Raw genomic sequence first — 26,232 nt, forward strand, 5'->3', positions numbered from 1 at the left:
GTTCTTATTCCTCACGCTCGCCGATGAGTAGATTGATAGCCACGTGTCTTTCAGAGGATGTGGCAAATGACTGAGTCAGTGGTGTGGGTGGCCGGGGTCGGCGCGGTCGCAGGGCTGGGGGCGGCGTTGGCGCGGCGCTTTGCCCGCGAGGGGTATCGCGTGGCGGTCAGCGGCAGGAGCCTGGACAAGTTGCAGGCGGTGGTCGCGCAGATCGAAGCCAGCGGCGGCAAGGCGAATGCGGTGGTGGCCGACTCCGGTGTTGAAGCCGATGTGCTCGCAGCGATCGCGCAGGTCAATCAGCTCGGCACGCTCAAGGCAGCGATCTTCAATGTGGGCAACGCGGTGTCTGCACCGGCCCTGGAGTTGAGCGCCGAACTGTTCGAGCAAACCTGGCGCGCCTCCACGCTGGGCGGTTTTCTGTTTGCCCGTGAAGCCACTCGCGCCTTGCTCGCCAATGGCGGCGGCAGCTTGCTGTTTACCGGGGCCACCGCGTCATTACGCGGCAAGCCACCGTACACCGCGTTCGCAGCGGGCAAGGCGGGTTTGCGTTCGATAGCGCAGTCGTTCGCCCGTGAATTCGGCCCGAAAAACGTGCACGTGGCCCATGTGGTCATCGACGGTTCCATCGACGGCGAACGCATTAAAAGCCGCGCACCGGAGTACCTGGCCAAGCTGGGCGAAGACGGCTCGTTGAAACTCGACGATATCGCCGATGCCTATTGGTACCTGCACACCCAACCGCGTAGCGCCTGGACCCAGGAGCTGGACCTGCGGCCGTTCAAGGAACCGTTTTGACCTGGAGGTGGTTTTATGGGAACGCACCAGACTCAACTCACCCCCGCCTCCGTGCGCGGCGTGCTCAATTACTTGCAGGACACCGGCCAGCGCCCGGTGAACTACACCTACCCGCCACCCGACGGAGAGGCCCAGCGCAGTGGAGTGCTGGACCCTACCGAGGTGAGCATCCATAACGCACGGCTGTTGGATGAGCCGGCGAGCATCAATCGCCAAGGCTTCGAGCGAATCGATCACGCCAGCGCCGTGGCCAACCTGGAAGATGACGAGCAGGTACGCCTGCATTACTACCCGGAAACCGAAGCCCTGCTCAAACAGCAGACCGGCGCGGTGAAGGTGGTGATATTCGATCATACAATCCGCGTCGATGACCCTGGCCGCGAAGCACGCGGCCTGCGCGAACCGGTGCGCTACGTGCACAACGACCAGACCGAACGCTCGGCCATCCGCCGCGTGCGCGACCACTTGCCGGCGGATGAAGCCGAACAACGCCTGCTCAAGCGCTTTGCGATCATCAACGTCTGGCGCCCTATCGGCGCGGCGGTCCAGAGCACGCCCCTGGCCCTGTGCGATGCGCGCAGCATGGCCGACGGTGACCTGTTGCCCAGCGACCTGGTGTACCGCGACAAGGTCGGCGAGACGTTCTCGGTCAAGGCCAACCCGGCGCACCGCTGGTTTTACTACCCACTGTTGCGGCCGGATGAGGCCTTGCTGTTGAAGATCCATGATTCGCGGCAGGACGTGGCCAGGCTGAGTGCGCACACCGCGTTCGATGACCCCACCACGCAAAAGGATGCGCCACCCCGGCGCAGTATCGAACTGCGGGCACTGGTGTTCTTCGACAGCTAAATCAAGGCTTCACCCCGCAACGGATCGCGGCTAACCTTGGCCACCGGCCAAGCCTGCGATCCGCGCTTGCCGAACTTCATGATTTCGGAAGCTGCTGCCACCATGGATATTTCCTCGACTCCTCCCCCGCCCGCCAGCAACAAGGAAAATGCTGGCGGACGCGTTCAGGTCATCGACCGTTCGATTGTGCTGTTGCGCACCCTCTCGGGCCTCAAGCACGGCGCCAGCGCGCTGGACCTGGCGCGGCTGACCGGCATTGACCGCACCACCATCCACCGCTTGCTCAAGACCCTCACCCACTGGAGCCTGATCGAATCCCAGGGCGGTACCTATCGCATCGGGCCTGAGTGCCTGATCTATTCGGCGGCGTATTTGAACCGCCTGAACCTGCGCAAGATCGCCCTGCCCTACGCGATTGAGCTGCAACGGGTGATCGGCGAGCGCCAGGCAATTGTGTCGCTGTCGGTGCCGGTGGGCGACCAAGTGGTGCTGATCGAGCGGATGTGGACGCCGACCACGCCGCTCAACGTGATTGTCGACCTGGCCGACCAATTCCCCATCGACGGCAGCCCCAGTGGCCGCGCGGTGCTTGCCACCTACAGCGAAGCGGCAGCGCAGGCGATTCTCGGTGAAGCGCGTTACGCCAAGGCGCGGCCCGCGTTGGAGCAGATCCGCAGCCAGCAGGACTTTGCATTTGGCCATGGAGAGTTCAAGCCGGGACTGTCCTCGGTGGCGTTTCCAATTCGTGTGGACACCGGCCAAGCCATCGGCGCAGTGGTCGTCGCCGGGCTTGAGATGGAAGACGAAACCCACCCCGCCTCGTCCCTGGCCAGCCACGTGCGCCGCGCCTGTGAAGGCATCGCGGCGCAATTGGGCAACCTCTAGGGCTTGAGGTCCAGTGCGGCAAGCAGGCGGTTTTTCTGGACCTTGCCGTAGTGCGAGCGCGGCAGTTCGTCGATGAAGTAGACGCGGCGCGGCACCTTGTAGCGCGACAGCCCAGCGCGGCAGTGGTCCATCAACTGCTGCGCTGACAGTGGCTGCGAACCGTCCACTACCACCGCTGCACACACTTGCTCGCCCCACTCCAGGTCCGCCAGGCCGAATACGTGCACGTCCTGCACGCCGGGGTGGCTCATGAGGTTCTGCTCGACCTCGCCGGGCTGCACGGATTTGCCACCCGTGCGGATGATGTCCTTGCAGCGCCCCAGTACCTTGAGCAACCCATCGCTGCCAATACAGCCCAGGTCACCGCTGCGCAGCCAGCCGTTGTCGAGGGTCTTGGCGCTGAGCGCTTCAAGCTTCCAGTAGCCGCTCATCAATTGCGGACCGCCCAGCAGGATCTCGCCGAGGCCATTGGCGTCTGGCCGGTCGACTCGGATGGCGGCACTGAACAGCGGGCGGCCGACCACGCCTTCACCACTGTCGCCGGTCGCACGCACCGCTTGCATCTGCGCGGGCGAGAGGTAGCAACTCCAGGGTGCCTCCGTCATGCCGTAGAGCACGCCGATACGTTCGCTGAACAGGCGGCAGGAGCCTTCCAGCACTTCGCCGGTCAACGCGGCAGCGCCAACGTCGAGGCTCTTGAACGCCGGTAGATCGGCGGGCGTCGAGCCGGTTTCACGCAGCAACCGCAGCAGTTGCGTCGGCACCAGGGAACTGAACGCCACGTTGTATTCGGTGAGTTGGGCGATGAAGGTCTTGCCATCGAAACGCCCACCGAGCACCACCTGGCCACCGCTGAGCACATGGGCGAACACCGCCACCGCTGCAATCGGCCACAGCGGGCGCACATTGAGCAGGACATCCCCCACGGCGGCGCCTCGGCCCATGACAATGTTCTGCAACACCGCGCACAGGCTGGCATGCCGGTGCATCACGGCCTTGGGTGTGCCGGTGGTGCCGCCGGTGTAGTTGAGCGAGGCCAACGCCTGGGGCGATTGCGCGGGGCGCGTAACGACGTCGACGGCTTGAGTGTCGGTGACGGCCTGCAGGGGCAGGCAACGAATGCCCAAGCCGTGCGCCACCTCGGCATACGCCTCGGAATACAGCAGCAAGGCGGCGCCCGCATCGTTCAGCTGGGCGACTAATTCGTCAGGCGCCAACGCCGGGTCCAGCGGCACGCGCACGCGGCCGTTGGCCATGCAGCCATAATCGGCCAGCAGATAATCGAGGCTGGCGTCGGCCAACAAAGCCACCCGCGCACCGGCCGGGATGAGCAATTGATCCAACGCCTGGCCGACGCCGCTGAGGGCGCGATCCAGTTCGGCAAAGCTCAGTGTTCTTTGGCTGGCGGCTTCCTGCAACGCGACCCGGTCAGGCCATTTGAAGGCTGCCTGGCTCAGCAGCGTACTGATATCCATGCTTACCACCCGCTCAACACAATGCGCCCAGTGACCTGGCGTGATTCCAGCAGCGCATGGGCCTCGGCCACTTGATGAAACGGCAGCACGCGGTCAATCAGCGGCTTGACCTGCCCACCTTTGATCAACGCCAAGGCCACGCGCACCTCTTCCAAGGTGGCACTGCCTGAGCCCTGCAGCCGAATCCGCCGGCCGATCAACAAGCCGGGGTTGACCGGCACGCTGGCGGGCGCGACATTGCCCAACACCACCACGCGACCACCGAGGGCCATGCTGCGCAGGGTGTCTTCAAGGGTGCTGCCGAGGTTTTCCATGGCCACGTCCACACCGCGCTTGCCGGTGAGTGCCCACACCTCGGCGCTGTAGTTGCCGTTGGCGACGATGACGTCATCAGCCCCCAGGTTGTGCAGGAGCTCGCGCTTGTCGGCGCTGCCGGTTACCGCGATCACCCGCGCACCATAGGCTTTCGCCAGTTGAATCTGATGCGCCCCCAGGCCACCGCTGGCACCGTTGATCAATACCGTTTCACCGGGCTTGAGCGCGGCTTCACCGAGCAGTGCGCGGACGCTGGTGCCGATGGGGCAGGAGGCCAAAGCGGCTTGGACGTAATCCAGGCCATCGGGCAGTTCAATCGCGGAAATCGCCGGCACCCGCAGGTATTCGGCGTAAGCGCCCTCGGTGTCTACCGACGGCAGGCCGAGGGCGCGGCACAGGTCTTGGCGACCGCGCAGGCAGTCGCGGCACTGGCCACAGAAGCGGCGCTGATACACCACAACCCTGGCGCCAACCGCCAAATGATGAACACCGGCGCCCACCTCGACCACTTCACCCGCCACTTCATGGCCCAGCACCACGCCGGTGTGCGCCCCCGGGAGATGCCCGGCGCGGTGCAGCAAATCATGGTGGCAAACCCCGGCGGCCTCGACTCTGACCAATACTTCACCCGCACCAACCTGGGGGGTGGGCACCTCCTCGACCTGCAATTGCTCCGGTCCACCGAAGGCTTTTAGAACTATGGCTTTCATCTTTTATAACCGTTTCTGACCTGATAAGAATATGTTCATATAACAAACATATTGTTTGCATTGTGCACATGCTTTAAGTTTTCCTCACTTTGACGCGGACCTCAAGGGGCAATCGCGTCTTTCTTTCACACCGGATGAAAAGCCCTTCATGACAGTCGAATACCAACCTATTGGCGATGGCATCCTGGTGGTCACGCTTAACCGCCAGGAGCGCCTCAACGCGCTGGACAGCCAGGCCAAACACGAATTGGCAGAGGTCTGGCAGCGTGCCCAGGCCGACACCGGCGTGCGCGCCATCGTGTTGCGCGGTGCTGGGGAACGAGCGTTTTGCGCCGGCTCCGACCTCAAGGAAATTGAAGCCACGGGCGAGACCGTCAGCAGTGACGTACTGGCCCGCGCCCTGCCCGGCGTCGGCAACGACCTGAGTAAACCGGTGATCGCCGCATTGCACGGTCACACCCTGGGCCTGGGCATCAGCCTGGCGATTCATTGCGATTTCCGCATTGCGCGCCACGACACGCGTTTTCACTTCCCGGAAGTGCAGCACGGCATGTTGTCCGGCTTCAGTGCGATCACCCTGCCCAGCCTGATCGGTGAAGCAGCAGCCCTGGACATCATGCTCAGCGCGCGAAAATTCGACGCCCAGGAGGCCTTGGCCCTCGGCCTGGTCAACCAAGTGGTGGACGACGCCTACGCCAGTTCACTGGAACTGGCTGCACGACTGGCCAGCCACTCCGGCAAAGCGGTGGAGTGGACCAAGATTCTGCTGCTGGCCGAACGCAAGGCCCGCCTCACCCGGCAGATGGCACTGGTCGACCAGGCCCGCCAGGACGTGATGCTGGGGCGCTAACCCCACACCCTATAACTAGAAACAGCCAACACCTAAGCCTCCCCAGTACTGTCAGGAACTCCCACCACCAGGAATGGAAAGCGGCACCTAAACATTGGAGCCTCACCATGTCTCGCCCTTACACCCGCTTTCGTCCCAGGCTCAGCCTGCTGACTGTTGGCATCCTTGGGCTGTGTGCCCAACACGCGGCCCAGGCTGAAGATAAATCCCTGAGCAGCGACACCGCCCTGCAAACCGTGGTGGTCACCGGTGCCCGTGACAGCGGCCGCACCGTGGCCAAGAGCCTGGCGCCGATCGACGTGATCAGCGCCGACGACCTCGCCCGTTCCGGCAAGCAGAACCTGCGCGATGCCCTGGCCGCCAGCGTTCCGTCCTATACCAACGCGGCAGGTTTTACCGGCGGCACCGGGCTGTCGGTCAAATCCGCAACCCTGCGCGGCCTGGGCGGCAACCATGTGTTGGTGCTGGTCAACGGCAAGCGCCGCCACAACACGTCGCTGATCTTTGTGCAGACCGCCGCCACGTCCAGCGGCCAATCGCCTGCCGACCTCGACCTGATCCCTATCGCGGCGGTAGACCACGTCGAAGTGCTGCGTGACGGCGCAGCGGCGCAGTACGGGTCGGATGCGATTGCGGGGGTGATCAACATCATCCTCAAGCGCAACCATTCCGGCGGCAGCGGCAGCGCGTTGTACGGTCAATACGCCAACCGTGTGGGTGGCAAGGGCAACTTCGGTGCGCGGGGCCAAGGCCAGGTCAACCAGGGTTTCGAGTTGCCCAATGACGGTTTCTTCAGCCTCAGTGCCGACGTCGGCATCCAGGAAAGCTCCAACGTGGCCGGCGCGGTGCCGGATCGCACCAGCATCTATTTCCGCCAGAACGGCCAGCCCGACCCGCGCGAGACCAGCGAGAGCCGCTATCGCCAGCAGTTGGGCCAGCCGCGTTCGCAAACCTATAACTTCGGCTACAACGCCGAGCTGCCGCTGAATGAGGACTACACGCTGTACTCGTTCTCGACCCTCAGCCATCGCAACTCCACCAGTTGGGGCACCTACCGCACGGCCAACTCGCCACAGAATATTGTCTCGGTGTACCCGGACGGTTTCTCGCCGCGTTTCGTCGTGGAAGAAGACGACTTCCAGAGCGTGTTCGGCGTGCGCAACGACGACCTGCTCGGCTGGGCCTGGGACCTGAGCACCAGTTATGGCTACAACAACGCCAACACCCGCAACGAACGTTCGCTGAACCCGTCACTGGGGCCGAACAGCCCACAGAATATGGACGGCGGTAACCTGATCGCCAGCCAGTGGACCAACAACCTCGACCTGACCCGCGCGTTCGATACCGGCTTGTTCGCCAAGCCACTGAACGTGTCCACCGGCCTTGAGTTCCGCCGCGACGGCTTTGAGATCCAGGCCGGCGATTACGCCTCCTATGCCGACGGCGGCTATGTGTTCCCAGCTGGCAGCCCGCTGGCCGGTCAACGTCCCAACCCCGGCGCGCCTGGGTTGGTAGGTTTCACCCCGGCGGACGCGCACAACTACTCGCGTACCAACACCGCAGGCTATGTGGATTTCAGCCAGAGCGTCACCGATAAGTGGGACGTCAGCCTGGCCGGGCGTTTTGAGCACTACAGCGATTTTGGCGACACCGGCAGCGGTAAGTTCTCTACTCGCTATGCGTTCACTCCACAGTTCGCCATGCGCGGTACGGTGAGCAACGGTTTCCGTGCGCCGTCCCTGCAACAGCAGTTCTATTCGTCGTCGCTGACGGCCTGGCGCACCAGCCCCCTCAACGGGCAATTGGAACAGGCCACCACGCGCTACGTGACGGTCAACGACGCCGCCGGCCAGGCGCTGGGCGCCAAGCAGCTCAAGCCTGAACGCTCGATGAACTACAGCCTCGGGTTTGTCGCCACGCCCACCGAGAACCTGGACGTCACCGTCGACCTGTACCAGATCGACATCAAGGACCGCATCCTGCAGACCAGTAACCTGCAAGGCACCGCCGTGTCCAATGTGCTCGCTGCCAACGGCCTGAACCCGAACCAGATCGTCTCGTACTTCGGCAACCTGGCCGACACCCGCACCCGTGGCATCGACCTGGTGGCGGACTATCGCTATGACTTGGGCCGCTACGGCAAGACCAAGTGGACCTTGCTCAGCAACCAGAGCCTGCAGACCATCGAGAAAATCAAGGAGCCGGCAGCGCTGGCCGGTACCGGTGTCAGCGCCGTGGGCCGCGACCGCCAGGGCAACCTGACCTCGGCGTATCCGAAGAACACCACCTCGCTGAATGCCGCCTGGCAACTGGGGAATTTCGAGGTCAATCTCAAGGAAACCCGTTACTCCAAGGTCACCGGGCGCAACCAGATTGCGGCCAGCCGCGATGAAGTGGTCAAGCCAGCGTTCATTACCGACCTGAGCGTGGGTTACTGGTTGAGCGACACCGTGAAAGTCACCGTGGGCGGCGAGAACATCTTCGACAAACGCCCCGAGCAGTTGAATGACGAGGCCAAGCGCTTCTATTTCTTCCCCACCGACAACCCGACCTACAGCTGGTACTCGCCCTACGGCCTGGAAGGCGCGTACTACTTCGCTAAAGTCGACGTGAGCTGGTAATGACTAACTTCGAACGCCCGCAAGCTGCCTTCGACCAGCGCCTGTACCGCAAACTGGCGTGGCGGATCATGCCGTTCCTGTTCCTGTGCTTCGTGCTCAATTGGCTGGACCGGGTCAACATCAGCTTTGCGCACTTGCAGTTCAAGACCGACCTGAACATCAGCGACGCCACGTTCGGCATCATCGTCGGGGTGTTCTCCATCGGCTACCTGCTGTTCGAGATTCCCAGCAACCTGCTGCTGGAAAAGATCGGCGCAAAAAAAACCATGATGCGCATCATGGTGTTGTGGGGACTGGTGACCATCGCCACCGCGTTTGCCCAGACCCCGGCGCAGTTCTATGTGCTGCGGGTGTTGTTGGGGGCGGCCGAGGCCGGGTTCTTTCCGGGGGTGATCCTGTACCTCACCTACTGGTTCCCGGCCAGCCATCGGGCGCGCATCACCTCGCGCTTCATCATGGCGATTGCGGTGTGCGGGATCATCGGCGGGCCGCTGTCGACCAGCATCATGGGGCACTTCGCAGGCGTCGGCGGGTTTACCGGCTGGCAATGGCTGTTCGTGATCACCGGCATTCCGCCGGTGCTCGCGGGGTTGTTTGCCTGGTACTGGCTGGACGATAAACCGGCGTCGGCCAAGTGGCTGAGCGCGGATGAAAAAGCCGCCATCGAACGGGCCCTGGCCCATGAACGCCAGCAGCGAAAACCCGGCGGGCATACGCGTTTTGTCGAAGCGCTGAAGGACCGCAAGGTGTGGTTCATCACCCTGGCGTACTGCCTGACCATCATGTGCACCGGCAACGTCACCAATATCTGGGCGCCGTCGATCATCCGTGATTCGGGAGTGAGCAACCTGGGGCAACTGGGCTTGCTGTCGGCCCTGCCCTACGTGGTTGGCGTGTGCGCAATGTTGTGGGCGTGCCGTCATTCGGATGTGCACCAGGAACGGCGTTGGCACTTCGCGTTGGGCGGCCTGACGGCGGCGTTGGCGATGCTGGTGCTGCCCAACTTCCTGTTCAGCCCGTATTCGGCGATTGCCGTGCTGACCCTGATGACCAGCGGCTACCTGGTGGCCACGGCGATTTTCTGGACCATCCCCACGTACTACCTGTCGGACCACGCCAAGGCCGCTGGCCTGGCGCTGGTCAATTGCTGCGGGCAGATCAGCAGCCTGCTCACGCCGATCATGATCGGTGCGATCAAGACCTCCACCGGCAGCATCAGCTTGGCGCTGTACATCGTCGCGGCGCTGGTGGCTGGCGGCACATTGATCCTGTTGTTCGGCGTTCCACGCAGCGCCCTGCGCGACGCTTCCTGACCTTTTTGATGGACACTTCCATGACCGATTACCTTGCCCTCGCCCACCAACTCGCCGCGCAGATCCAACCCGGTGCCGCCGACCGCGACGCGGGGCGGATTTTGCCGTACGCCCAGCTCGACCTGATCCGCGAGTCGGGCCTGGGCGCCGCGCGGGTGCCCATCGAGTGGGGCGGCGGCGACGTCAGCCAGCTGCAAGTAGCGCAGATTTTCATCACCCTGGCCAAGGCCGACCCGAGTGTGGCGCAGGCGTTGTTTCCGCACTTCGCGACTGTCGAGCATCTGCGCCTGATCGCCAACCCGGCACAGCAGCGCGAGTACCTCGGCGCGTTTGCCGAGCGCCAGTTGTCGTCGGGGGCGATTGCCGAACGTAGCGGCACCTTTCGCGGTGAGATCCACACGCGCCTGGAACGTCGCGGCGACCAACTGCTGCTCAACGGCAGCAAGTTCTACAGCACCGGGTGCCTGTTTGCCGACCTGCTGAAAATCCAGGCGGTGGACGAGGCCGGCAACGCGGTGTACGTGATGCTGCCCGCCGACACCGCCGGCATTACCCTGCTGGATGACTGGGACGGCATGGGCCAACGCGTTACCGCCAGCGGCAGCACCTTGCTGGAGAATGTGCCGGTGCGCCCGGAGCAGGTGATCCCTCTGGCGCAGTGGTACCAGCGCCGCAACTACATCGGCGCCAGCGCGCAGTTGATCCACTGCGCCCTGGATGTCGGCATCGGCTTGGCGGCACTGGATGACGCAGTGGCGTGGGCACGCAGCGGTACGCGGCCAGTGCGGGAAAGTGGCGTGGACTCGGCACGCAACGATCCGTACATCCTGCACACCCTGGGCGACTTGGCGGCTCGCATTCACGGCGCCGAAGCGCTGGTGGAGAAAGCCGCCGGCGCGGTGGACCTGGCGGCGCGTACGCAGTTGCAAGGGTTGGCCGAGGGTGAGGAACTAGAAGCCATCCTGGTGAAGTCCTCGATTGCGGTGGCGGAAGCCAAAATTGCCTCGACCCGTGCTGCGTTGTTTGTGTGCGAGCGCCTGTATGAAGTCGGCGGCGCCGCTACCACCCAATCGCGCTACAACTTCGACCGGCACTGGCGCAATGCGCGCACCCACACCACCCATGACGCCCTGGCCTACAAGTACAAAGCGATCGGCGACTACCTGCTGAACGCGAAAGCGCCACCGATCGCGTTTACTTACTGAGCCCTGGCGATGTCGAAGCTACCGATGTTCCTGCTGCTTCTGTCCGGCTCCGTGTCCGCCACCGAGCCTTGGAAGGACCTGGATGCACAGATCAGCCAGGTATTGCCCGGCGTCATAGAACTGCGCCATGCCATTCACCAACAACCGGAGTTGGGCAATCGCGAGTTCCACACCAGTGAGCGTATCGCCCAGCGCCTGCGCGAACTGGGGTTGGAGGTGCAGACCGGCATCGCCCACACCGGAGTGATCGGTATTTTGCGCGGTGGCAAACCCGGCCCGGTGGTGGCGATTCGGGCGGAGCTGGATGCGCTGCCGTTGACCGAGCACACCGGGCTGCCCTACGCCTCGACGGTGCGCAGCAAAGATGAAGGCGGTGACTTTCGCAGCCGGGGCAACGAGGTTGGGGTGATGCACGCCTGCGGCCACGATGCGCATATGGCGATGGCACTGGGGGTCGCCGAAGTGTTGGCGGCCCATCGTGATCAACTGCCGGGCACGCTTAAATTGATCTTCCAGCCGGCCGAGGAAGGCCCGCCACTGGGCGAACAAGGCGGCGCGCAATTGATGATCAAGGAAGGCGCGCTGCAGAACCCGGTACCGGCGGTGATCTTTGGCATTCACGTGACAGCGGGGACAGCGGGCACCTTCACCCTCAGTCGGCAACGCACCACAGCAGCGGCGGACACCTTTGTCGCGCACATCATCGGTCGCCAGACCCACGCCGCGTTCCCGTGGACCGGCATCGACCCGGTGCCGGTGGCAGCCCAGGTGATCCTGGCGTGGCAGACCATTCCCAGCCGCCAGTCGAACCTCAGCCTGTTACCGGCGCCGGTGATTTCCGTGGGCCGCATCGAGGCCGGAGACCGGCACAACATCATCCCCGCCGAGGTGCGCCTGGAAGGCTCGATTCGCACCGTCAGCGATGAACAGCGCGAGGACGTGCTGCACCGCATGACCCGCACCGCCGAGAAAATCGCCGAGGCCTCGGGGGCGTCGGCCAAGGTCGAATACCTGCCCGGAAACTACCGCGCCGGCTACAACAACACGGCGCTGGTGGACCAGTTGCTGCCGGTGCTGCAACAGGTGTCGACCACCCCGGTGCGCATCGACAACGGCACCTACGGTGCTGATGATTTCGCCGAGTACGCGCGCCGAGTGCCGGGGATATTCATGCGCATGGGCGTGACGCCGCCCGCGCTGGAAGGCAAGACCGTCTGGCCGACGCACTCGCCGGGTTTCCAGGTGGATGACCCGAGCCTGGCCGTAGGCATTCGGGCGTTGAGCCGCATGACCTTGAGTTACATGGCAACCGCAGGTTCTGCTGAATAGATGATGGTTTGAGCGCTGTCGGGGGCGACGGATTGTCGGGTGAAGTAGGTGTCGCCTTCATCGGTCAGAATCTCGTAGTCGACTTTGCGCGTAGCGCTGGCGTGTTTGATGATCTTGAGCACACGCTGGAATTTCACACTTTGCGTGCCGTTCTGATTCGGACCGGTGAGGACGCTGACGCTCTGGAACCAACCGGCATGCTTCTTGTGGGTGACCAGGGCGCTGGTCATCGCTTCGAAGCGCTCAAGGCGGGTGAAGCCCCACAGGGTCTGTTCCTCGACGGTCGCATCCGGCGTGGCTGCACCGGTAAAGACGAAGAGGTTGATCGCCGGGCTGTCTTCGCAAAAGAAGTCGTAGGGGACCAGGCCGTCGACCATTTTCCTGCCGGACACGAAGCCCTTTTTATGCACCTGAAACATCGCCACCTCCACTCAATCAGTGATGGCAAGTCTAATCAGGCGTGACGTACAGGGCGGTCAAGCCAATGTAATGTCGTGTAAAGATCGCGCGCTGTGCAGGTTGATCTCAACCGTCAGACCACCGCCCACCTCGTTGCGTGCGACGATGCTGCCGCCGTGCATTTGCACGGCCCTGGCCGCGATGGCCAGGCCCAGGCCGAAGCCTACGCTGGCATCGCCCACGCCGCGTTCGAAGGGGTGAAAGATGCTTTGCAGGCGGTCGTTTGCGACGCCTGGGCCTTGGTCGGTGATGCGCACGTTCAAACGGTTGCCTTCGGCGCTGGTCTGGGCCGATACCCGCACCGTGGAGTCCTGGCGGGTATAACGAACGGCGTTACGGATCACGTTTTCGAAACAGCGATACAGCAATTCGCCGCTGACACAGGCAATAAACGGCGGGCAGGCTTGCAGCTCGACGCGACAGCCTTTGATCGTGGCTTCGAACTGAGCATCCTCGACAATCATTCTTAGCAATTCGACGATATCCAGAGACTCGCGCTCGATGCTTTCGGGCCGGCCCTGAAGACGTGCCAGGGTCAGTAACGCCTCAATCAGCGTGTCCATACGCTCGGATTCGCGCTCAATGCGTTCGAGCATTTCCACCCTTGTGCAATCCTGGCGAAACAAACCGATGGCCGCTTGAATGCGCGTCAGCGGGGAGCGCAGCTCATGAGAAATGTCATGCAACAATTGTTGCTGGGCACTCACCAACACCTTCAATTGGTTGGCCATACGGTCGCAATCTTCGGCCAAGTCGACGATTTCATCGCGACGCTTGCCCATGGCGGGCTTGACTCGGGTTTCGAAGCGCCCCTGGGCAGCATCACTCATTGCACGGCGCAGGTGAGCCAGCGGCCACGCCAGGTAATAGGCCATGTAACCACTGAATAGCGCACTCATCACCGTACCAATGATCAGCGGGATCTCGTGCCAGGGCCGACCGGGGTCCTTGCCAGGTGCATGGGTGGAACGAATCGACAGCACCAGGCCTTCCTTGCTGATGACTGATCGTTCATGGGCCACGTGGGTAACCGGTGCCCCAACCAGCAGTTGGCCTGCACTGTCATAAACGCCGATTCCCTCGTCGGACGGGCGCTCCCACACCGTAAGGAGCTCGCCAGCCGCCTCGATACCGAATTGCTGCAGTAACTTCTCCTCAGCCGACAGGATGGCTTCCACATGGGGGTCGTTCGGGCGGAAACGACCCAGCTCCAGAACGCCAATCCCCACCAGGAACGTCAACGTCGTGGCCAGCCAGAACGCCAGGAACAGTTTCCAGAACAACAAGCTGGGCTTGGTCATTCGGCAATCAACAAGTAACCGAGGCCGCGCACGCTCTGGATCCAGGCCTTGGCGTCCGGACGCGGCCCGAGCTTTTGCCGGATGCTGCTGATATGCACGTCGATGCGCCGGTCATAGCGGGTCAGCGGGCAACCGAGGGCGTTGAGCGACAGGTCCTTTTTGCTCACCACCTGGCCGGCGCTGCGGGCCAATTCTTCGAGCAAGCTGAATTCGGTGCTGGTCACGCCCAACTCGACGCCGTGCCACAGGGCCTGGCGCTTGCCGGGCCAGAGCACCAGCGCACCGGTCCTGATCTCTTCCGTGGTCGGCTGGCCCACCGGCTGCACCCTGCGCATGATCGCGCGCAGGCGTGCGACCAGTTCGCCAGGGGAGCTGGGCTTGGGCACGTAGTCATCGGCGCCGAGCTCAAGCCCGGTGATGCGGTCGATGTTATCGCCACGGGCGGTGAGCAACACCACCGGCACCTGGCTGACCGCACGGATGCGCCGCTGCACCTCGATACCCGAGCGTTTGGGCAGCATGACGTCCAGCACCACGACGCTGTAGCGCCCCGACAGCGCCTCGACCTCGCCCTCCTCGCCGGTGTGCACAGCAGTCGCCGCAAAGCCTTCGCTGGCCAGGTATTGGCTCAGCATTGCAGTCAGTTCCTGGTCATCGTCAACCAACAGTACGGAAATCATCGCGGGCTCGTTAGTGGGGGCTGCGCATTATCAGCCTTGCGTGTGGGTTGCAGGCCAACCTTTACCTAACTTGACATTCGGTTAACCGCACCAAACGCCTGGCGCTCTTAAGCTGGATGTTCACCAGTCCGGCCGCGCCGGCGCTGCTTGTCGATGTGTTCTGGAAAAGATCTTGATGAATTTTTCGCGCCTGCTCTGCTCGGTTGCGCTGCTGCTCAATGCCTCTGTGGTACTCGCCCAAGGTTTCAAAATCTCGGATATCCGAATCAACGGCCTGCAACGGGTGTCGGCAGGCAGCGTGTTTGGCGCTCTGCCGCTCAATGTTGGCGACGAGGCGGATGACCGGCGTTTGGTGGACTCCACCCGTGCGTTATTCAAGACCGGCTACTTCCAGGACATCCACCTGAGCCGCGAAGGCGATGTGCTGATTATCAATGTAGTCGAGCGTCCTTCGGTTGCCAGTATCGAGTTCGAGGGCAACAAGGCGATCTCCACCGACGATTTGATGAAAGGCATGAAGCAGTCTGGCCTGGCTGAAGGCGAGATTTTCCAGCGCGCGACCCTGGAAGGTGTGCGCAACGAGTTGCAGCGCCAGTACGTGGCCCAGGGGCGTTATTCGGCGTCGGTCGACACCGAAGTGGTGGCCCAGCCACGCAACCGGGTGGGCGTGAAGATCAAGATCAACGAGGGCGAAGTGGCGGCGATCCAACACATCAACGTGGTGGGCAATACGGTATTCCCCGACGATGTGCTGCTTGACCAGTTCACCCTCAAGACCAGCAACTGGCTGTCGTTTTTCAAGAACGACGATAAATACGCACGGGAGAAACTCACCGGCGATCTGGAACGGCTGCGCTCGTACTACCTGGACCGTGGCTATATCAATATGGAGATCGCCTCGACCCAGGTCTCCATGACCCCGGATAAAAAGCACGTCTACATCACCGTGAATATCCAGGAAGGCCAGAAATACACGGTGCGCGATGTGACGCTCAGCGGCGAGCTGAAAGTCCCGCAAGACCAGGTTCAGTCGTTGTTGCTGGTACAAAAAGGCCAGGTATTTTCGCGCAAGCTGATGACCACCACCTCGGAGCTGATCACCCGCCGATTGGGCAACGAAGGCTACACCTTCGCCAACGTCAACGGCGTGCCCCAGGCGCACGATGAGGACCACACTGTCGACGTCACGTTCTCAGTCGACCCCGGCAAGCGGGCGTATGTCGACCGGATCAATTTCCGTGGCAATACCAAGACCGACGACAAGGTGCTACGCCGCGAAATGCGCCAGATGGAAGGTGGCTGGGCGTCGACCTACCTGATCGACCAATCCAAGGTGCGCCTTGAGCGCCTGGGCTATTTCAAGGAGGTCAACGTCGAAACCCCGGCGGTCGCGGGTGTGGATGATCAGCTGGATGTGAACTACGCCGTGGAGGAACAAGCCTCCGGCTCGATCACCGCCAGTGTCGGTTTCGCCCAGAGCGCGGGTTTGATCCTCGGTGGCTCGATCACCCAGAACAACTTCCTCGGCACCGGTAACTACGCCAGCCTGGGGCTGACGCGTTCGTCGTACCAGAGCAAGTACAACATCGGTTTTACCGATCCCTACTTCACCGCCGACGGTGTGAGCCTGGGGTACAACGCGTTCTACAGCAACACCGATTACAACAAGTACTACGACGATGGGGTGTCGTATTACTCGATCAACAGCTATGGCCTTGGCGCCACCCTCGGTTACCCGATCAACGAAACCTCGCGCCTGAGCTTCGGCCTGACGGTGCAGCACGACAGCATCGAGCCAGGCACCTACAGCGCGGATGAGATCTACGATTTTGTCGAACGTGAAGGCAAGGAGTTCACCAACTTCAAGGCCAACCTGGGCTGGTCGGAGTCCACGCTGAACAAGGGCGTGCTGCCCACCCGTGGTTACTCGCAGAACCTCAACTTGACGACAACCGTGCCGGGTAGCGACCTGAGTTTCTACAAGATCGACTATACGGGGCAGGCCTACATTCCCGTCACCAATTCCACCACGCTGCGCTTTCATACCAAGCTTGGCTACGGCAACGGCTATGGCTCGACGGACGGTCTGCCTTTTTACGAAAACTACACTGCGGGTGGCGAAGGATCGGTACGCGGCTTCGAAAGCGGCACGCTCGGGCCGCGCAGCACCCCGGCCACCGGCGCCTATGCGAGTGCTGGCCAAGCGTACTACTCAGACCGGGACACCGATGCGCTGGGCGGCAATATCCTGATCACCGGCGGCGCGGAGTACCTGTTCCCGGTGCCGTTCATCAAGGACAACAAGTCGGTACGCACCTCACTGTTCTGGGACGTGGGCACGGTGTATTCGGACAAGTGCTACCTCAGCTCCACGCAAGGTTGCGGCAGTGTGGACCTGAGCCAGATGGCCAGTTCGGTGGGGGTGGGCGTGACGTGGTACAGCCCGTTGGGGCCGTTGAGCGTGAACCTGGCTTACCCGATCAAAACGCCTGAGAACGCGGATAAGCAGGTGTTTCAGTTCTCTATGGGGCAGACGTTTTGAAGACAATAACCATTCCCAGTAGTTATATGGCGTTCGGGTATAGGACCGATTCTGACACCTTCTTCATAAATGGAACCCTGCAACCGACCTAAGATCAACTGATGTACGTATTTCTATTTCACTGCACGGTAGGGTCCGATGAAACCTATGCCCCTCGTCGACGCCAAGCACGCTGGCAACACTGAGCAGGCGGTGTATGCACCCGTGTCAGGATCGTGGCGATCACAGAGGTCCCGCCTGACCCTGCACGACTTTAATAATTGTCGGAACACCGAATCAGGCGCTGTTTTCATTATCGCCTCGGGCATGTCGGCCAAGTCGTTTCCACTGGAACAATTTGCGCACGTGCCGATGATCACGATGAACGGTGCTATTTCGATGTTTTTGGGCACCGACATCAAACCTTGCTTTTACGCGTGCACCGACGATAGCTTCTCGGAACAACAGCCGGAATTATTCAAATACGCAATGGCTGTCAGCCAGAACGTCGCGCTTTGGGAAGATCACGCACGCTCGTCAGGCATTCGCCCTTCAGGAGCGCTGTACCCGCTGTCCAAGGCCAAACGCCCCTCCTGGCTCGACGCGATGCGAGGCAAGCACACGGCGCTGGTTACCAACCACCCCATGCCCGGCTCTGGCCAACGCCCTCTGGGGTTCAGCAAGGACATGAGCGAAGGTTTTTTTGATGCACGAACCGTGGCCTACGTGACGCTTCAGTTGGCCTACCACCTCGGCTTCTCCAAGGTGTTTATGGTTGGCGTTGATCTGAACGAAAAGTCTGGAAGGTTTTATGAAAACCGCGAATCCGCTCATTCCCCTTGCGGCCTGGACCAGCACTATTACACCCGAATACTGCCGTCGTTGGAGTTGATGTCACACAAGGTCATGGGGGATGACTTCAGGGTCTATAACCTTTCTGATTGTTCAAGAATTCCGGAGAGTGTCGTTCCTCGGGTGACGTTGGCACAAGTTGAGGCGATGCGCCTCTAGGCTTCAAGGCAGATGAAGGCTTGCATGAGCGATGAGCTTTTCAAGAAACCGGCTCACCGTACTGTTCTGATCGACGCCTTGGCGGGTAATGCAATGAAAGGCTGAAGAATAAGCCAAGCGTTGCGGCATGATCGATCGAAGCCTGCCGCGTTCAACCCAACTTGCGGCGTAGTGCGTGGGCAGGTAACCGATGTAGGTGTCGGAAAAGACCAGCAACGCGATGGCCTCCATGGAAAACGCGCTGACCGCGCTGGCGAACCTTAGCTCGCACGGGCGTTTGTTTTCGGCGACATACCCTCTGTCGACATAGTCCGCTGTGCTCAACTCTTCATATGTCAGGTTCTGGTCCAGTCGCGTGAAAAATGGATGCCCGCTACCGCAATACAGATGCTGTTCCTCTTCGAACAGCGCTTGATAGTGAAGCCCGGACAAGCGGTGGTGAAACGCGCCGACAGCCACCTGGATACGCTCCTCAAGCACGGCCTGCTCAAGCTCGTCGGGGCGCATGACGTGCAAGTCGATATGCACGCCAGGGAGTTCTGCGCGCAGTTGGGCAATGGCCGCCGGTACCGGGCTGTGTTCAAGGGTGATCAGGCTGTCGACGGTGCCGATGCGCAACAACTCCCGATGGCGCCCACTGAGCATCGCCGTACGCTGGCGGAAATGACCGATGTTGGCGAACAGTTCCTGGGCGGCGGCGTAGGTTTCTTCACCCTCTTCGGTCAACTGGAAACCGCTTTTCCCGCGTTTGCACAACGAATAGCCGAGCCTGACCTCAAGGTCTCGAACCAGCACGCTAAGGCGCGACAGGCTGGTATTCAACGGAACCTGTGCCGCTGTAAAACCACCGGCATCCACAATCGCGCAAAAAATACGCAGCATGCGCAGGTCCACATCCGTCAAATTCACCAGCATGCTGCCTGCTCCTCGTGTGGTGGGGCCAACTCATCAGCCGCTCATGACGCCGCCGCCGTTGACGCCGAGTATCTGCCCGGTCATGAAACTGGCCTGCTGCGAGGCGAGAAAGATCACCGCAGCCGCAATCTCTTGCGCCGTTCCCAGCCTCTGCATGGGGTAACGCAGCGCTTCTTCACGAATATAAGCCTCGCCCAGGCGTTCGACCATCGGCGTCAGCGTGCCGCCAGGGGCCACGCCGTTGACCCGTATGCCATGGGCCGCCAACTCTCGCGCCAACGACTTGGTCAACGCAATGATTGCGCCTTTGGCAGCGGAATAATGGCAGAGATTCGCGCACCCGAGTTGCCCAAGGTCTGAAGCGATATTGACGATGGCGCCACTGCCCTGGAGTGTCATCAGCGCCGCTGCCGGCTTGCAGAACAGGAACGCCCCGTAGAGATGCACACGGATCATCCGGTCCCACGCCTCAAAGCTCATCTCGCTCAGCGGCGACTCCTGCAAGAACCCGGCATTGTTGACCAGTACATCCAAGCGTTCGAGGCCGGCAAAGGCGCGCTCCGCGGTTGCTGGATCCGACACATCACCCAGTGCCAAGCGCACGTGCACACCTTTTTCCTTCAGTTCATCGGCCAGGCCCAGCAGGGCCGGGCTCTCGTGCAAATCGTTGAGAACGGCGAGGCTGCCTTGTTCGCCGAGCGCGACCGCGACCGCACGGCCAATGCCTTGGGCAGCGCCGGTTACCAGATAGGTTTTCATCAATCACCTTGGCCTTCAGATCATTAGTAAGGATGCTGTTCCAGCCACTGCGCATACATGGCAATGCCTTCGTGCAGATCGAACTGCGGGCGGTAGCCCAGTTGTTCGCCCGCCGCCGTGATGTCGAAGCGCGCGTTTTCATCCAGCACGCCCAAGGTGCCGGGGCCGATGCTGAGCTGGGCATGGGGATAGACCTTGCGAATGCGCGCCGCGACCGACCTGTAACTGTCCTGCTCACCGGCCGTCACATTGAACACCCGCTGTTGCAAGCGTTCTTCCTGCACGCTGGCCGCCAGCACACACGCGTGGGCGACATCCACCACATGCACGTATTGAAAGCGGTAGTCGCCGCCCTCCTCCTCATGCCACGGCGCGTTATCGATCGCACTCCTGAGCATGCTCTTGAGGTAGCACTGCATGAACTGGCCAGGCCCGTAGATCCAGCCCGGGCGCAACGACACCACGCTGACTTGATACAGGTCGCTGTAGACCTGGCCGAGTTTTTCGGTAAACACCTTGGTACAGCCATACGGCGTGGTCGGCTCAAGCGGTGCGCGCTCATCGATTACACCCATGTCCCGATTGGGGCCGTAGGCGCATTCGGAGCTGAGGTTGACCACTCGGGAGATACCGCTAAGCCGGGCGCACTCAAACACATGGGTGGTGCCCAGTGCATTGGTCAGCACCGTTTGCAAGGGGATACGCCGCGAGTCCACCGGGTGCGAGATCGCCGCCGTGTGGATGATCGCGCTGATCGGCCGGCTGCGGCAGCTTTCCAGCAAACTGGCCAGGTCGGCTAGGTCGCCTTGCACGTAACGATACGCAGCGTGCTCGATCGCGCACACCAGGCTGCGGTCATAACCCACCACTTCATTGCCCTGAGCCAATAGCTGGCGCACCACTTCCTGGCCTAGAAACCCGTTGGCTCCGGTTACCAATATATTCATGACCTGTCCTCAGTAAGGATGCAGCGGCATGGCCAAACCGCCCGCCTGCCAGTGTGAATAGACGTCGTCAGGCGTGCAGATCCAGGCATCGTCATAGCCTTGAATCTGCTGGATCAGCCGCTCCAGCATGGCGATACGCGAGGCGCGCCCGATCAATTGCGGGTGCATGGTCAGGATGAAATGGCTGCCGTAGTGACGCATGCCTTCCAGTTCCGTCGACCACAGTCGAAAGACCTTGTCCGGGTCTTCGATCACGCTGCCAACCGCAGGCTCTGCCGAATAGGCAAACTGCTCCCAGTCATCGAGCAACCAACTGACGGGCAGCTCTAGCAGGCCCTTGCCAGCGCTGCCGACGCGGTACGGCCGGTCATCGCCCATCAAGCTGCTGTCGCTGTGAAAGCCCAAGGCAATCAGCGATTCAACAACGTCCGGCGTCAACTCCCACAGCGGTGCGCGGTAGTGAGTGACTGGCCGGTTGATGAGCGCTTCGAGCAACGCCTTGGCGTCCTTGAGAATCTGCAGGTTTTGCTCCGGCGTCTGTTCGTCGACACGCTCATGGAAGTAGCCGTGGCAACCTATGCCATGGCCCGCTGCGGCAATGTTGCGTACCACCTGCGGGTCGATTTCGGCCACGCGGGCAGGAATGTAGAACTGCGCCCGAACACCGTAGCGGGCCAGCAACTCCAGCAAGCGCGGCACGCCAACGCGGCGTCCGTAGGCCCCCATCGACAGCAGTGAAAGCCGGCGGCCGCCGAGGCTGGACGGTTCCCAGGCACTTTCTGCATCCAGGTCAAAACTCAAGGTCACGGCAAAGCGTTTGTTGTCAGGCCAGTGAGTCATTCATTCGGCTCCTTCACGAGCGACGCTTGATTGAGTCGGCAAGAATGCACAGCAACTCGAACATCATGGTTGCGCCCACTAACGCCGTGGCCCCGCCCACGTCGAAGGGCGGCGACACTTCCACCACATCGGCGCCCACCAGGTTCAAGCCCTGCAGGCCACGGATCAGTTGCTGCGCCTGCAACGTGGTGATGCCGCCTATCTCGGGGGTGCCGGTGCCCGGGGCAAATGCCGGGTCCAACACATCGACATCGAAGGTGATATAGGTCGGCTCATCACCGACGATACGGCGCGCCTCGGCAATGGTTGCGGCCACGCCGATGTCGGCGAACTCCTCCATGTGGATCACGCGGATACCGCAGTCCTTGGCGAAGTCTTCGTCTTCTGCCGAATAGATTGAACCGCGAATACCAATCTGCACCGTGCGTTTAGGGTCTAGCAGCCCCTCCTCGATGGCCCGGCGAAACGGCGTGCCGTGGGTATAAAGGTTGTCGCCGAAGTAACGGTCGTTGGTGTCGGAGTGAGCATCGAAATGCACCATGCCGACAGGCCGGTCCCGGGCAATCGCGCGAAAGATCGGCAACGTCACCAAGTGATCCCCCCCCACGGACAGCGGCACGGTACCGGCCTCATGGACCTCTCGATAAAACCCTTCGATGCGCTTGAGCGAATCGAGCAGGTCAATCGGGTTGACGGGGGCATCGCCCAGGTCGCCGACCCGCACCAGGTCGTAGGGGGCGATGTGACTGACGTGGTGAACCTTGCGCATCATGCTCGACTGGTTGCGCACCTCTCGAGGGCCATGCCGGGCACCGGCGCGGTTGGTGGTGCCACCGTCCCAAGGGATCCCCAGCAAGGCTATCTGCACGTCGGCCGGGTTGGAGAATATCGGCAGGCGCATAAAGCTCGGGATACCGGCAAACCGGGGGATGACCGCGGCGTCCATGGGTTGCGGAAAATCTTGGGGCATCGGTATTACTCCTGGGTAAACGCGGATGTGTTGACGGTAAAAGAGGCAGCTTTGCGACGACGCTTGCCCGAGAGCACGATGAGCGCGCCACTCAACAGCGACAGCGCGCCCAAGTACCAGGCGGTGTACAGATCGTCAGGGGAAACCGGGTTGGCACCGGCGGTGTAGCCGATGTAGGCGAGCACCAAGAGCGCCAGCAGTGCGGGGATCGACAGCAGTGTTGCGGTGAACGCCTTGTGCTGCTTCCAGGTCATGACCATGAACGCTGCCAGCGCCGAGATGTAGGACAGCACCAGAGTGATGGTGACCACGTCGTAGTACCAGACGATCTTGTCCAAGGGCTTCCACCAGAGCAGCGCGATGCCGAGCAGCGATACCAGGCCCAGGGTGAACCACGGCGCCTTGAAGCGATTGACCGCGCTGAACGCGCCGGGTAAATGCCCCTCCTCACTCATCCGATACAGGGTGCGCGCCGATGAGTTGGAGGAAATCTGCAAGCCGGCACAGGCCGAAGTAATCACCACAAACAGCGCCAGCCAGGCCATGGCCGGCGGCAGGTAGACATTGGCGACCGCCGCGATCGGCCCACCGTTGCCGTTTTCAACAATGGACGCCAAGTGCTCTACCGGTACCGCGTATTGCCAGCCGATGGCCGCCAGGCTGTAGATCACAAACGCCGACGTCAGCACGATCAGCAACGAACGCTGCACCGTGCGCACCGGCACGCGCGCCTCTTCGATGTAGTTGATGGCTGAATCGAAGTTCGCCAGCATCCACACCCCAAACAGCACGCCCGGACCAATCGCCGCCAAGCCACCCGCGTCTTGCAGGGAATACATCGAGGCAAACGACAGGTTCTCGACCTGGGGATGGATCAAGCCCATGAAGCCGAGCCCTGCGACCACGGCGATTTCGAAAATCAGAAAGGTACTGGCAAGTTTCGCCGTCACCCCAACCCCGCGCACCGACACCGCAAAGAACGTCACGATCAACAGCGTGCCGATGATCTTCGCGTTGAGTTCACCCGCAAGCGAGGGAATCAGCGCCTGGATGTATTCGGAACCAATCAGCGCGCACATCGGCGTTACCGCGATGCAGGCCACCGCGTAGGTCCAGCCGAGGATGCAGCCGATATCCGGGTGCAGGAAACGCGAACAAAAGGTAAAGATGCCCCCTGCCGACGGTGCCTGGCGTGTCAACGAAACCATGCACACGGCCAGCACCAACATCGGAAAAAAGAACGCAATCAATATCGCCAGGGGAGCCTGATGGCCGGAAATCGAATAGAGGATCGACATCGAAGACGCGGCCACCCAGGCCGGTGCGTTGAAACCCAGTGCGGAAAAGCTGACGTCCTTGGTCCCCAGTTTTCCCTTGCTGAGTGCCGTATTGAGTTCGCTGACGGTACCGTGACGGTCGTAACCGAAAAGCTCGTAGAGTTTCATGATTGATCCCAGGCTCGTTTTTTATGGGCAGGTAGCGAAAAATGCTTTTTGTAGGACTGAGCGCTTGAGCAACACCCGATCGTTGCCGAGTGTTATCGCCGGTTCAAGATAGGGGGATGGCGGGGGGAGACCAATTACCAAAGACGAAAGCTGACTTGCGTAAATCTGCATGGATGCAATGCGCAGGTATTTTCCAGGCATAAAAAAGCCCAATCCTTTCAGATTGGGCTGAGTCATTAAGTGAAGGGCTGGGAAGGACTGAGCACATTCTGTCAGTTCAATGCCAAACACCACCTGGCCAGGTTCACAAATGATCCTAAGTTCGCGCGACGAACGCTTGAGTACGCGCTTGCTTGGGATGCAACAGTACTTCGCTGGGCGTTCCAGCCTCGACGATGACACCTTGGTCCATGAAGGCAACCTGGGTAGCCACTTCCTGCGCAAACCGCAATTCGTGGGTCACAACAATCATGGTCATCCCTTCGGCCGCAAGATCACGCATAACAGCTAAAACTTCCCCTACCAACTCTGGGTCCAGAGCGCTTGTGGGCTCATCAAAAAGCATCAGCGAAGGCTTCATTGCAAGGGCTCGTGCAATAGCTACGCGCTGCTGTTGCCCGCCGGAAAGAAGATGAGGATACGCATCAACTTTTTCGGCGAGCCCTACACGTTTCAAAAGAGCGAGCGCAGTCTCGGTCGCCTCCGCTCTACTTTTTCGCTGCACAAGCATCGGAGCCTTTATAAGGTTCTCAAGCACCGTCAAGTGACCGAACACGTTGAAATTCTGAAACACCATGCCCGTCTTTTCACGCTGTCGAGCAATGGCACGAGGCTTAAGGCCATAAAAACGATTGCCTTTGCGCGTGTAGCCAACAAGCTCCCCGTCAACATGGATAAACCCGCTGTCCGGCGTTTCAAGCTGGTTGATACAACGCAGAAATGTTGATTTACCTGAGCCCGAAGGGCCGATCAAGCAAAGCACGTCGCCACGCTCAACGGTCAAACTAATGCCTTTCAAAACTTCGGTATTCCCATACCGTTTATAAATGCGCTCAGCACACAGCACCGGCGGATCACACCGAGTCACAGGCGCAAAGCCCGCACGTTCATTGGACGTTTTCATCTTGCTCCGAGCCCTTTACCAAACCGGCTTTCAACCAGCCGCTGCACGCCGGACAAAGCCGTCGTTGCGACCAAGTACCAAAAACAAGCAACCAGGAGCAGTGGAAGAGTCTGGTAGTTTCGTGAATAGATCAGTTGCACGGAATAGAGCAGGTCCGAGAGCGCGATAACGCTGACCAACGAGGTCATCTTGAGCATGCCGATCAGTTGATTGCCTATGGGAGGAATAATCGAGGGCATGACCTGCGGTAGCACGATGTGCACAAACTTCTGCGACGTGGTCATGCCCAGTGCGTCCGCGGCGTGTCGTTGGCCCTTGTCGAACGAGAGCAAACCTCCTCGCACAATCTCTGCCATATAGGCAGCCTCGTGCAGGCATAAACCTAATATCGCTGCGACATAAGGCGTGATAACGGCGTTTGTATTGGCGCTGAACAATGTAGGGCCAAACGGAATGCTGACCGACAATGTGGGAAACAGCGACGCCAGGTTGTAGAGCATTATTAGCTGTACCAGCAGAGGCGTCCCCCTGAAAAACCAGACATATAAACCCGACATGCCTGAAACAAAGATATTTGGAGACATGCGCATAACCGCAAGCACTACACCAACAATAAGCCCCAGAAAAGTCGTGACAACCGTCAGCCAACACGTGAGGACAAGCCCGTTCAAGATCGCCGGATGAAACACATACTGCCCGACAATATCCCAGGACATCTTCGGATTTGAGACGACCGCCCAAGCGACCGTCCCCAGTACAACCAACATGACGACAATCAACGCCCATTGCCCATAACGACGAGCCGGCACGTAGACCACATCGTCCAGACTCGCTCGCGGCTGGATACTCGCCGCGAACGGATCGTCTTTCAGCCTGGTTTTCAACTCACCCGCGCTCATACCTTTGCGTCTCCC

22 protein-coding genes and 1 pseudogene are annotated in these 26,232 nt (G+C 61.1%); 10 read left to right on the forward strand and 13 right to left on the reverse strand.

Features of this window, described 5'->3' with window-relative positions; all coding sequences use genetic code 11:
- Positions 1-66 precede the first annotated feature (66 nt).
- The 3 genes from HF257_RS00225 to HF257_RS00235 are packed head-to-tail and all read left to right on the forward strand — an operon-like array spanning position 67 to position 2,529.
- The gene (locus HF257_RS00225; RefSeq protein ID WP_185704245.1) at positions 67-795 is read left to right on the forward strand and encodes an SDR family NAD(P)-dependent oxidoreductase; all 729 of its coding nucleotides are present in this window, start codon (positions 67-69) and stop codon (positions 793-795) included.
- Between the two features lie 15 nt (positions 796-810).
- Positions 811-1,644 carry a CmcJ/NvfI family oxidoreductase gene (locus HF257_RS00230; RefSeq protein WP_185704243.1) on the forward strand — a complete coding sequence of 278 codons (834 nt, stop codon included), beginning with the start codon at positions 811-813 and terminating at the stop codon, positions 1,642-1,644.
- A 36-nt stretch (positions 1,645-1,680) separates the two neighbouring features.
- The gene (locus HF257_RS00235) at positions 1,681-2,529 is read left to right on the forward strand and encodes an IclR family transcriptional regulator (RefSeq protein ID WP_233081216.1); all 849 of its coding nucleotides are present in this window, start codon (positions 1,681-1,683) and stop codon (positions 2,527-2,529) included.
- On the opposite strand, the gene HF257_RS00240 is transcribed toward HF257_RS00235, so the two are convergent.
- Positions 2,526-4,004 (reverse strand): class I adenylate-forming enzyme family protein, encoded by a 1,479-nt coding sequence (locus tag HF257_RS00240; RefSeq protein ID WP_185704241.1) that lies wholly within the window; start codon positions 4,002-4,004, stop codon positions 2,526-2,528. The two genes, HF257_RS00235 and HF257_RS00240, sit on opposite strands and share 4 nt — an antisense overlap.
- A 2-nt stretch (positions 4,005-4,006) precedes the next feature.
- Positions 4,007-5,029 carry an alcohol dehydrogenase catalytic domain-containing protein gene (locus tag HF257_RS00245; RefSeq protein ID WP_185704238.1) on the reverse strand — a complete coding sequence of 341 codons (1,023 nt, stop codon included), beginning with the start codon at positions 5,027-5,029 and terminating at the stop codon, positions 4,007-4,009.
- A 148-nt stretch (positions 5,030-5,177) separates the two neighbouring features.
- Here HF257_RS00245 and HF257_RS00250 point away from each other — a divergent pair, with 148 nt between their 5' ends.
- From HF257_RS00250 to HF257_RS00270, 5 genes are all read left to right on the forward strand, one after another.
- Entirely contained in the window at positions 5,178-5,879 is a 702-nt protein-coding gene (locus HF257_RS00250) for an enoyl-CoA hydratase/isomerase family protein (protein ID WP_185704236.1), read from the forward strand.
- A 107-nt stretch (positions 5,880-5,986) separates the two neighbouring features.
- Complete coding sequence (locus HF257_RS00255) at positions 5,987-8,500, forward strand: TonB-dependent receptor plug domain-containing protein (RefSeq protein WP_185704234.1); 2,514 nt, start codon at positions 5,987-5,989, stop codon at positions 8,498-8,500.
- On the forward strand, positions 8,500-9,813 hold the full coding sequence (locus HF257_RS00260) for an MFS transporter (protein ID WP_185704231.1): 1,314 nt from the start codon (positions 8,500-8,502) through the stop codon (positions 9,811-9,813). Before HF257_RS00255 ends, HF257_RS00260 begins: the two co-directional genes overlap by 1 nt.
- Before the next feature lie 20 nt (positions 9,814-9,833).
- Positions 9,834-11,018, forward strand: coding sequence for an acyl-CoA dehydrogenase family protein (locus HF257_RS00265; RefSeq protein WP_185704229.1), 1,185 nt, complete (start codon positions 9,834-9,836; stop codon positions 11,016-11,018).
- A 9-nt stretch (positions 11,019-11,027) separates the two neighbouring features.
- Complete coding sequence (locus tag HF257_RS00270; RefSeq protein WP_185704226.1) at positions 11,028-12,347, forward strand: amidohydrolase; 1,320 nt, start codon at positions 11,028-11,030, stop codon at positions 12,345-12,347.
- Here the strand turns inward: HF257_RS00270 and HF257_RS00275 are convergent.
- The 3 genes from HF257_RS00275 to HF257_RS00285 are packed head-to-tail and all read right to left on the reverse strand — an operon-like array spanning position 12,317 to position 14,787.
- Positions 12,317-12,766, reverse strand: coding sequence for a hypothetical protein (locus tag HF257_RS00275; protein WP_185704224.1), 450 nt, complete (start codon positions 12,764-12,766; stop codon positions 12,317-12,319). The two genes, HF257_RS00270 and HF257_RS00275, sit on opposite strands and share 31 nt — an antisense overlap.
- A gap of 57 nt (positions 12,767-12,823) precedes the next feature.
- Positions 12,824-14,107 carry a HAMP domain-containing sensor histidine kinase gene (locus HF257_RS00280; protein ID WP_185704222.1) on the reverse strand — a complete coding sequence of 428 codons (1,284 nt, stop codon included), beginning with the start codon at positions 14,105-14,107 and terminating at the stop codon, positions 12,824-12,826.
- Positions 14,104-14,787 (reverse strand): response regulator transcription factor, encoded by a 684-nt coding sequence (locus HF257_RS00285; RefSeq protein WP_185704219.1) that lies wholly within the window; start codon positions 14,785-14,787, stop codon positions 14,104-14,106. Before HF257_RS00285 ends, HF257_RS00280 begins: the two co-directional genes overlap by 4 nt.
- Before the next feature lie 153 nt (positions 14,788-14,940).
- On the opposite strand from HF257_RS00285, the pseudogene bamA reads away from it, so the two are divergent.
- Positions 14,941-17,329: pseudogene (gene bamA, locus HF257_RS00290) on the forward strand (outer membrane protein assembly factor BamA).
- Positions 17,330-17,467: 138 nt separating this feature from the next.
- Entirely contained in the window at positions 17,468-18,319 is an 852-nt protein-coding gene (locus HF257_RS00295; RefSeq protein WP_233081214.1) for a lipopolysaccharide biosynthesis protein, read from the forward strand.
- A 3-nt stretch (positions 18,320-18,322) separates the two neighbouring features.
- On the opposite strand, the gene HF257_RS00300 is transcribed toward HF257_RS00295, so the two are convergent.
- The 8 genes from HF257_RS00300 to HF257_RS00335 all read right to left on the reverse strand — a co-directional run bounded on the left by HF257_RS00300 (position 18,323) and on the right by HF257_RS00335 (position 26,217).
- Positions 18,323-19,234: a LysR family transcriptional regulator gene (locus HF257_RS00300; RefSeq protein WP_185704215.1), complete on the reverse strand. Its 912-nt coding sequence runs from the start codon at positions 19,232-19,234 to the stop codon at positions 18,323-18,325.
- Between the two features lie 33 nt (positions 19,235-19,267).
- Positions 19,268-19,993 (reverse strand): SDR family NAD(P)-dependent oxidoreductase, encoded by a 726-nt coding sequence (locus HF257_RS00305; protein ID WP_185704213.1) that lies wholly within the window; start codon positions 19,991-19,993, stop codon positions 19,268-19,270.
- Between the two features lie 23 nt (positions 19,994-20,016).
- Positions 20,017-20,940, reverse strand: coding sequence for an NAD-dependent epimerase/dehydratase family protein (locus tag HF257_RS00310; protein ID WP_185704210.1), 924 nt, complete (start codon positions 20,938-20,940; stop codon positions 20,017-20,019).
- A gap of 9 nt (positions 20,941-20,949) precedes the next feature.
- Complete coding sequence (locus HF257_RS00315; protein WP_185704208.1) at positions 20,950-21,780, reverse strand: polysaccharide deacetylase family protein; 831 nt, start codon at positions 21,778-21,780, stop codon at positions 20,950-20,952.
- A 13-nt stretch (positions 21,781-21,793) separates the two neighbouring features.
- A complete protein-coding gene (speB, locus tag HF257_RS00320; protein WP_185704205.1) occupies positions 21,794-22,750 on the reverse strand; it encodes an agmatinase in 957 nt (318 codons plus the stop codon).
- A gap of 5 nt (positions 22,751-22,755) precedes the next feature.
- The gene (locus HF257_RS00325; protein WP_185704203.1) at positions 22,756-24,195 is read right to left on the reverse strand and encodes an APC family permease; all 1,440 of its coding nucleotides are present in this window, start codon (positions 24,193-24,195) and stop codon (positions 22,756-22,758) included.
- 316 nt (positions 24,196-24,511) lie between these two features.
- On the reverse strand, positions 24,512-25,318 hold the full coding sequence (locus HF257_RS00330) for an amino acid ABC transporter ATP-binding protein (RefSeq protein ID WP_198913447.1): 807 nt from the start codon (positions 25,316-25,318) through the stop codon (positions 24,512-24,514).
- Positions 25,315-26,217 (reverse strand): amino acid ABC transporter permease, encoded by a 903-nt coding sequence (locus HF257_RS00335; protein ID WP_198913446.1) that lies wholly within the window; start codon positions 26,215-26,217, stop codon positions 25,315-25,317. Before HF257_RS00335 ends, HF257_RS00330 begins: the two co-directional genes overlap by 4 nt.
- Positions 26,218-26,232 lie beyond the last annotated feature (15 nt).

The organism is Pseudomonas cremoris (assembly GCF_014230465.1).

Coding starts and splice junctions, on each gene's coding strand:
- HF257_RS00240 (WP_185704241.1), bottom strand. CDS start 4,004: ATGGATATCAGTACGCTGCTGAGCCAGGCAGCCTTCAAATGGCCTGAC.
- HF257_RS00250 (WP_185704236.1), top strand. CDS start 5,178: ATGACAGTCGAATACCAACCTATTGGCGATGGCATCCTGGTGGTCACG.
- HF257_RS00300 (WP_185704215.1), bottom strand. CDS start 19,234: ATGCTGGTGAATTTGACGGATGTGGACCTGCGCATGCTGCGTATTTTT.
- HF257_RS00335 (WP_198913446.1), bottom strand. CDS start 26,217: ATGAGCGCGGGTGAGTTGAAAACCAGGCTGAAAGACGATCCGTTCGCG.
- HF257_RS00285 (WP_185704219.1), bottom strand. CDS start 14,787: ATGATTTCCGTACTGTTGGTTGACGATGACCAGGAACTGACTGCAATG.
- HF257_RS00295 (WP_233081214.1), top strand. CDS start 17,468: ATGAAACCTATGCCCCTCGTCGACGCCAAGCACGCTGGCAACACTGAG.
- HF257_RS00315 (WP_185704208.1), bottom strand. CDS start 21,780: ATGACTCACTGGCCTGACAACAAACGCTTTGCCGTGACCTTGAGTTTT.
- HF257_RS00310 (WP_185704210.1), bottom strand. CDS start 20,940: ATGAATATATTGGTAACCGGAGCCAACGGGTTTCTAGGCCAGGAAGTG.
- speB (WP_185704205.1), bottom strand. CDS start 22,750: ATGCCCCAAGATTTTCCGCAACCCATGGACGCCGCGGTCATCCCCCGG.
- HF257_RS00255 (WP_185704234.1), top strand. CDS start 5,987: ATGTCTCGCCCTTACACCCGCTTTCGTCCCAGGCTCAGCCTGCTGACT.
- HF257_RS00325 (WP_185704203.1), bottom strand. CDS start 24,195: ATGAAACTCTACGAGCTTTTCGGTTACGACCGTCACGGTACCGTCAGC.
- HF257_RS00225 (WP_185704245.1), top strand. CDS start 67: ATGACTGAGTCAGTGGTGTGGGTGGCCGGGGTCGGCGCGGTCGCAGGG.
- HF257_RS00330 (WP_198913447.1), bottom strand. CDS start 25,318: ATGAAAACGTCCAATGAACGTGCGGGCTTTGCGCCTGTGACTCGGTGT.
- HF257_RS00245 (WP_185704238.1), bottom strand. CDS start 5,029: ATGAAAGCCATAGTTCTAAAAGCCTTCGGTGGACCGGAGCAATTGCAG.
- HF257_RS00270 (WP_185704226.1), top strand. CDS start 11,028: ATGTCGAAGCTACCGATGTTCCTGCTGCTTCTGTCCGGCTCCGTGTCC.
- HF257_RS00230 (WP_185704243.1), top strand. CDS start 811: ATGGGAACGCACCAGACTCAACTCACCCCCGCCTCCGTGCGCGGCGTG.
- HF257_RS00305 (WP_185704213.1), bottom strand. CDS start 19,993: ATGAAAACCTATCTGGTAACCGGCGCTGCCCAAGGCATTGGCCGTGCG.
- HF257_RS00275 (WP_185704224.1), bottom strand. CDS start 12,766: ATGTTTCAGGTGCATAAAAAGGGCTTCGTGTCCGGCAGGAAAATGGTC.
- HF257_RS00260 (WP_185704231.1), top strand. CDS start 8,500: ATGACTAACTTCGAACGCCCGCAAGCTGCCTTCGACCAGCGCCTGTAC.
- HF257_RS00280 (WP_185704222.1), bottom strand. CDS start 14,107: ATGACCAAGCCCAGCTTGTTGTTCTGGAAACTGTTCCTGGCGTTCTGG.
- HF257_RS00265 (WP_185704229.1), top strand. CDS start 9,834: ATGACCGATTACCTTGCCCTCGCCCACCAACTCGCCGCGCAGATCCAA.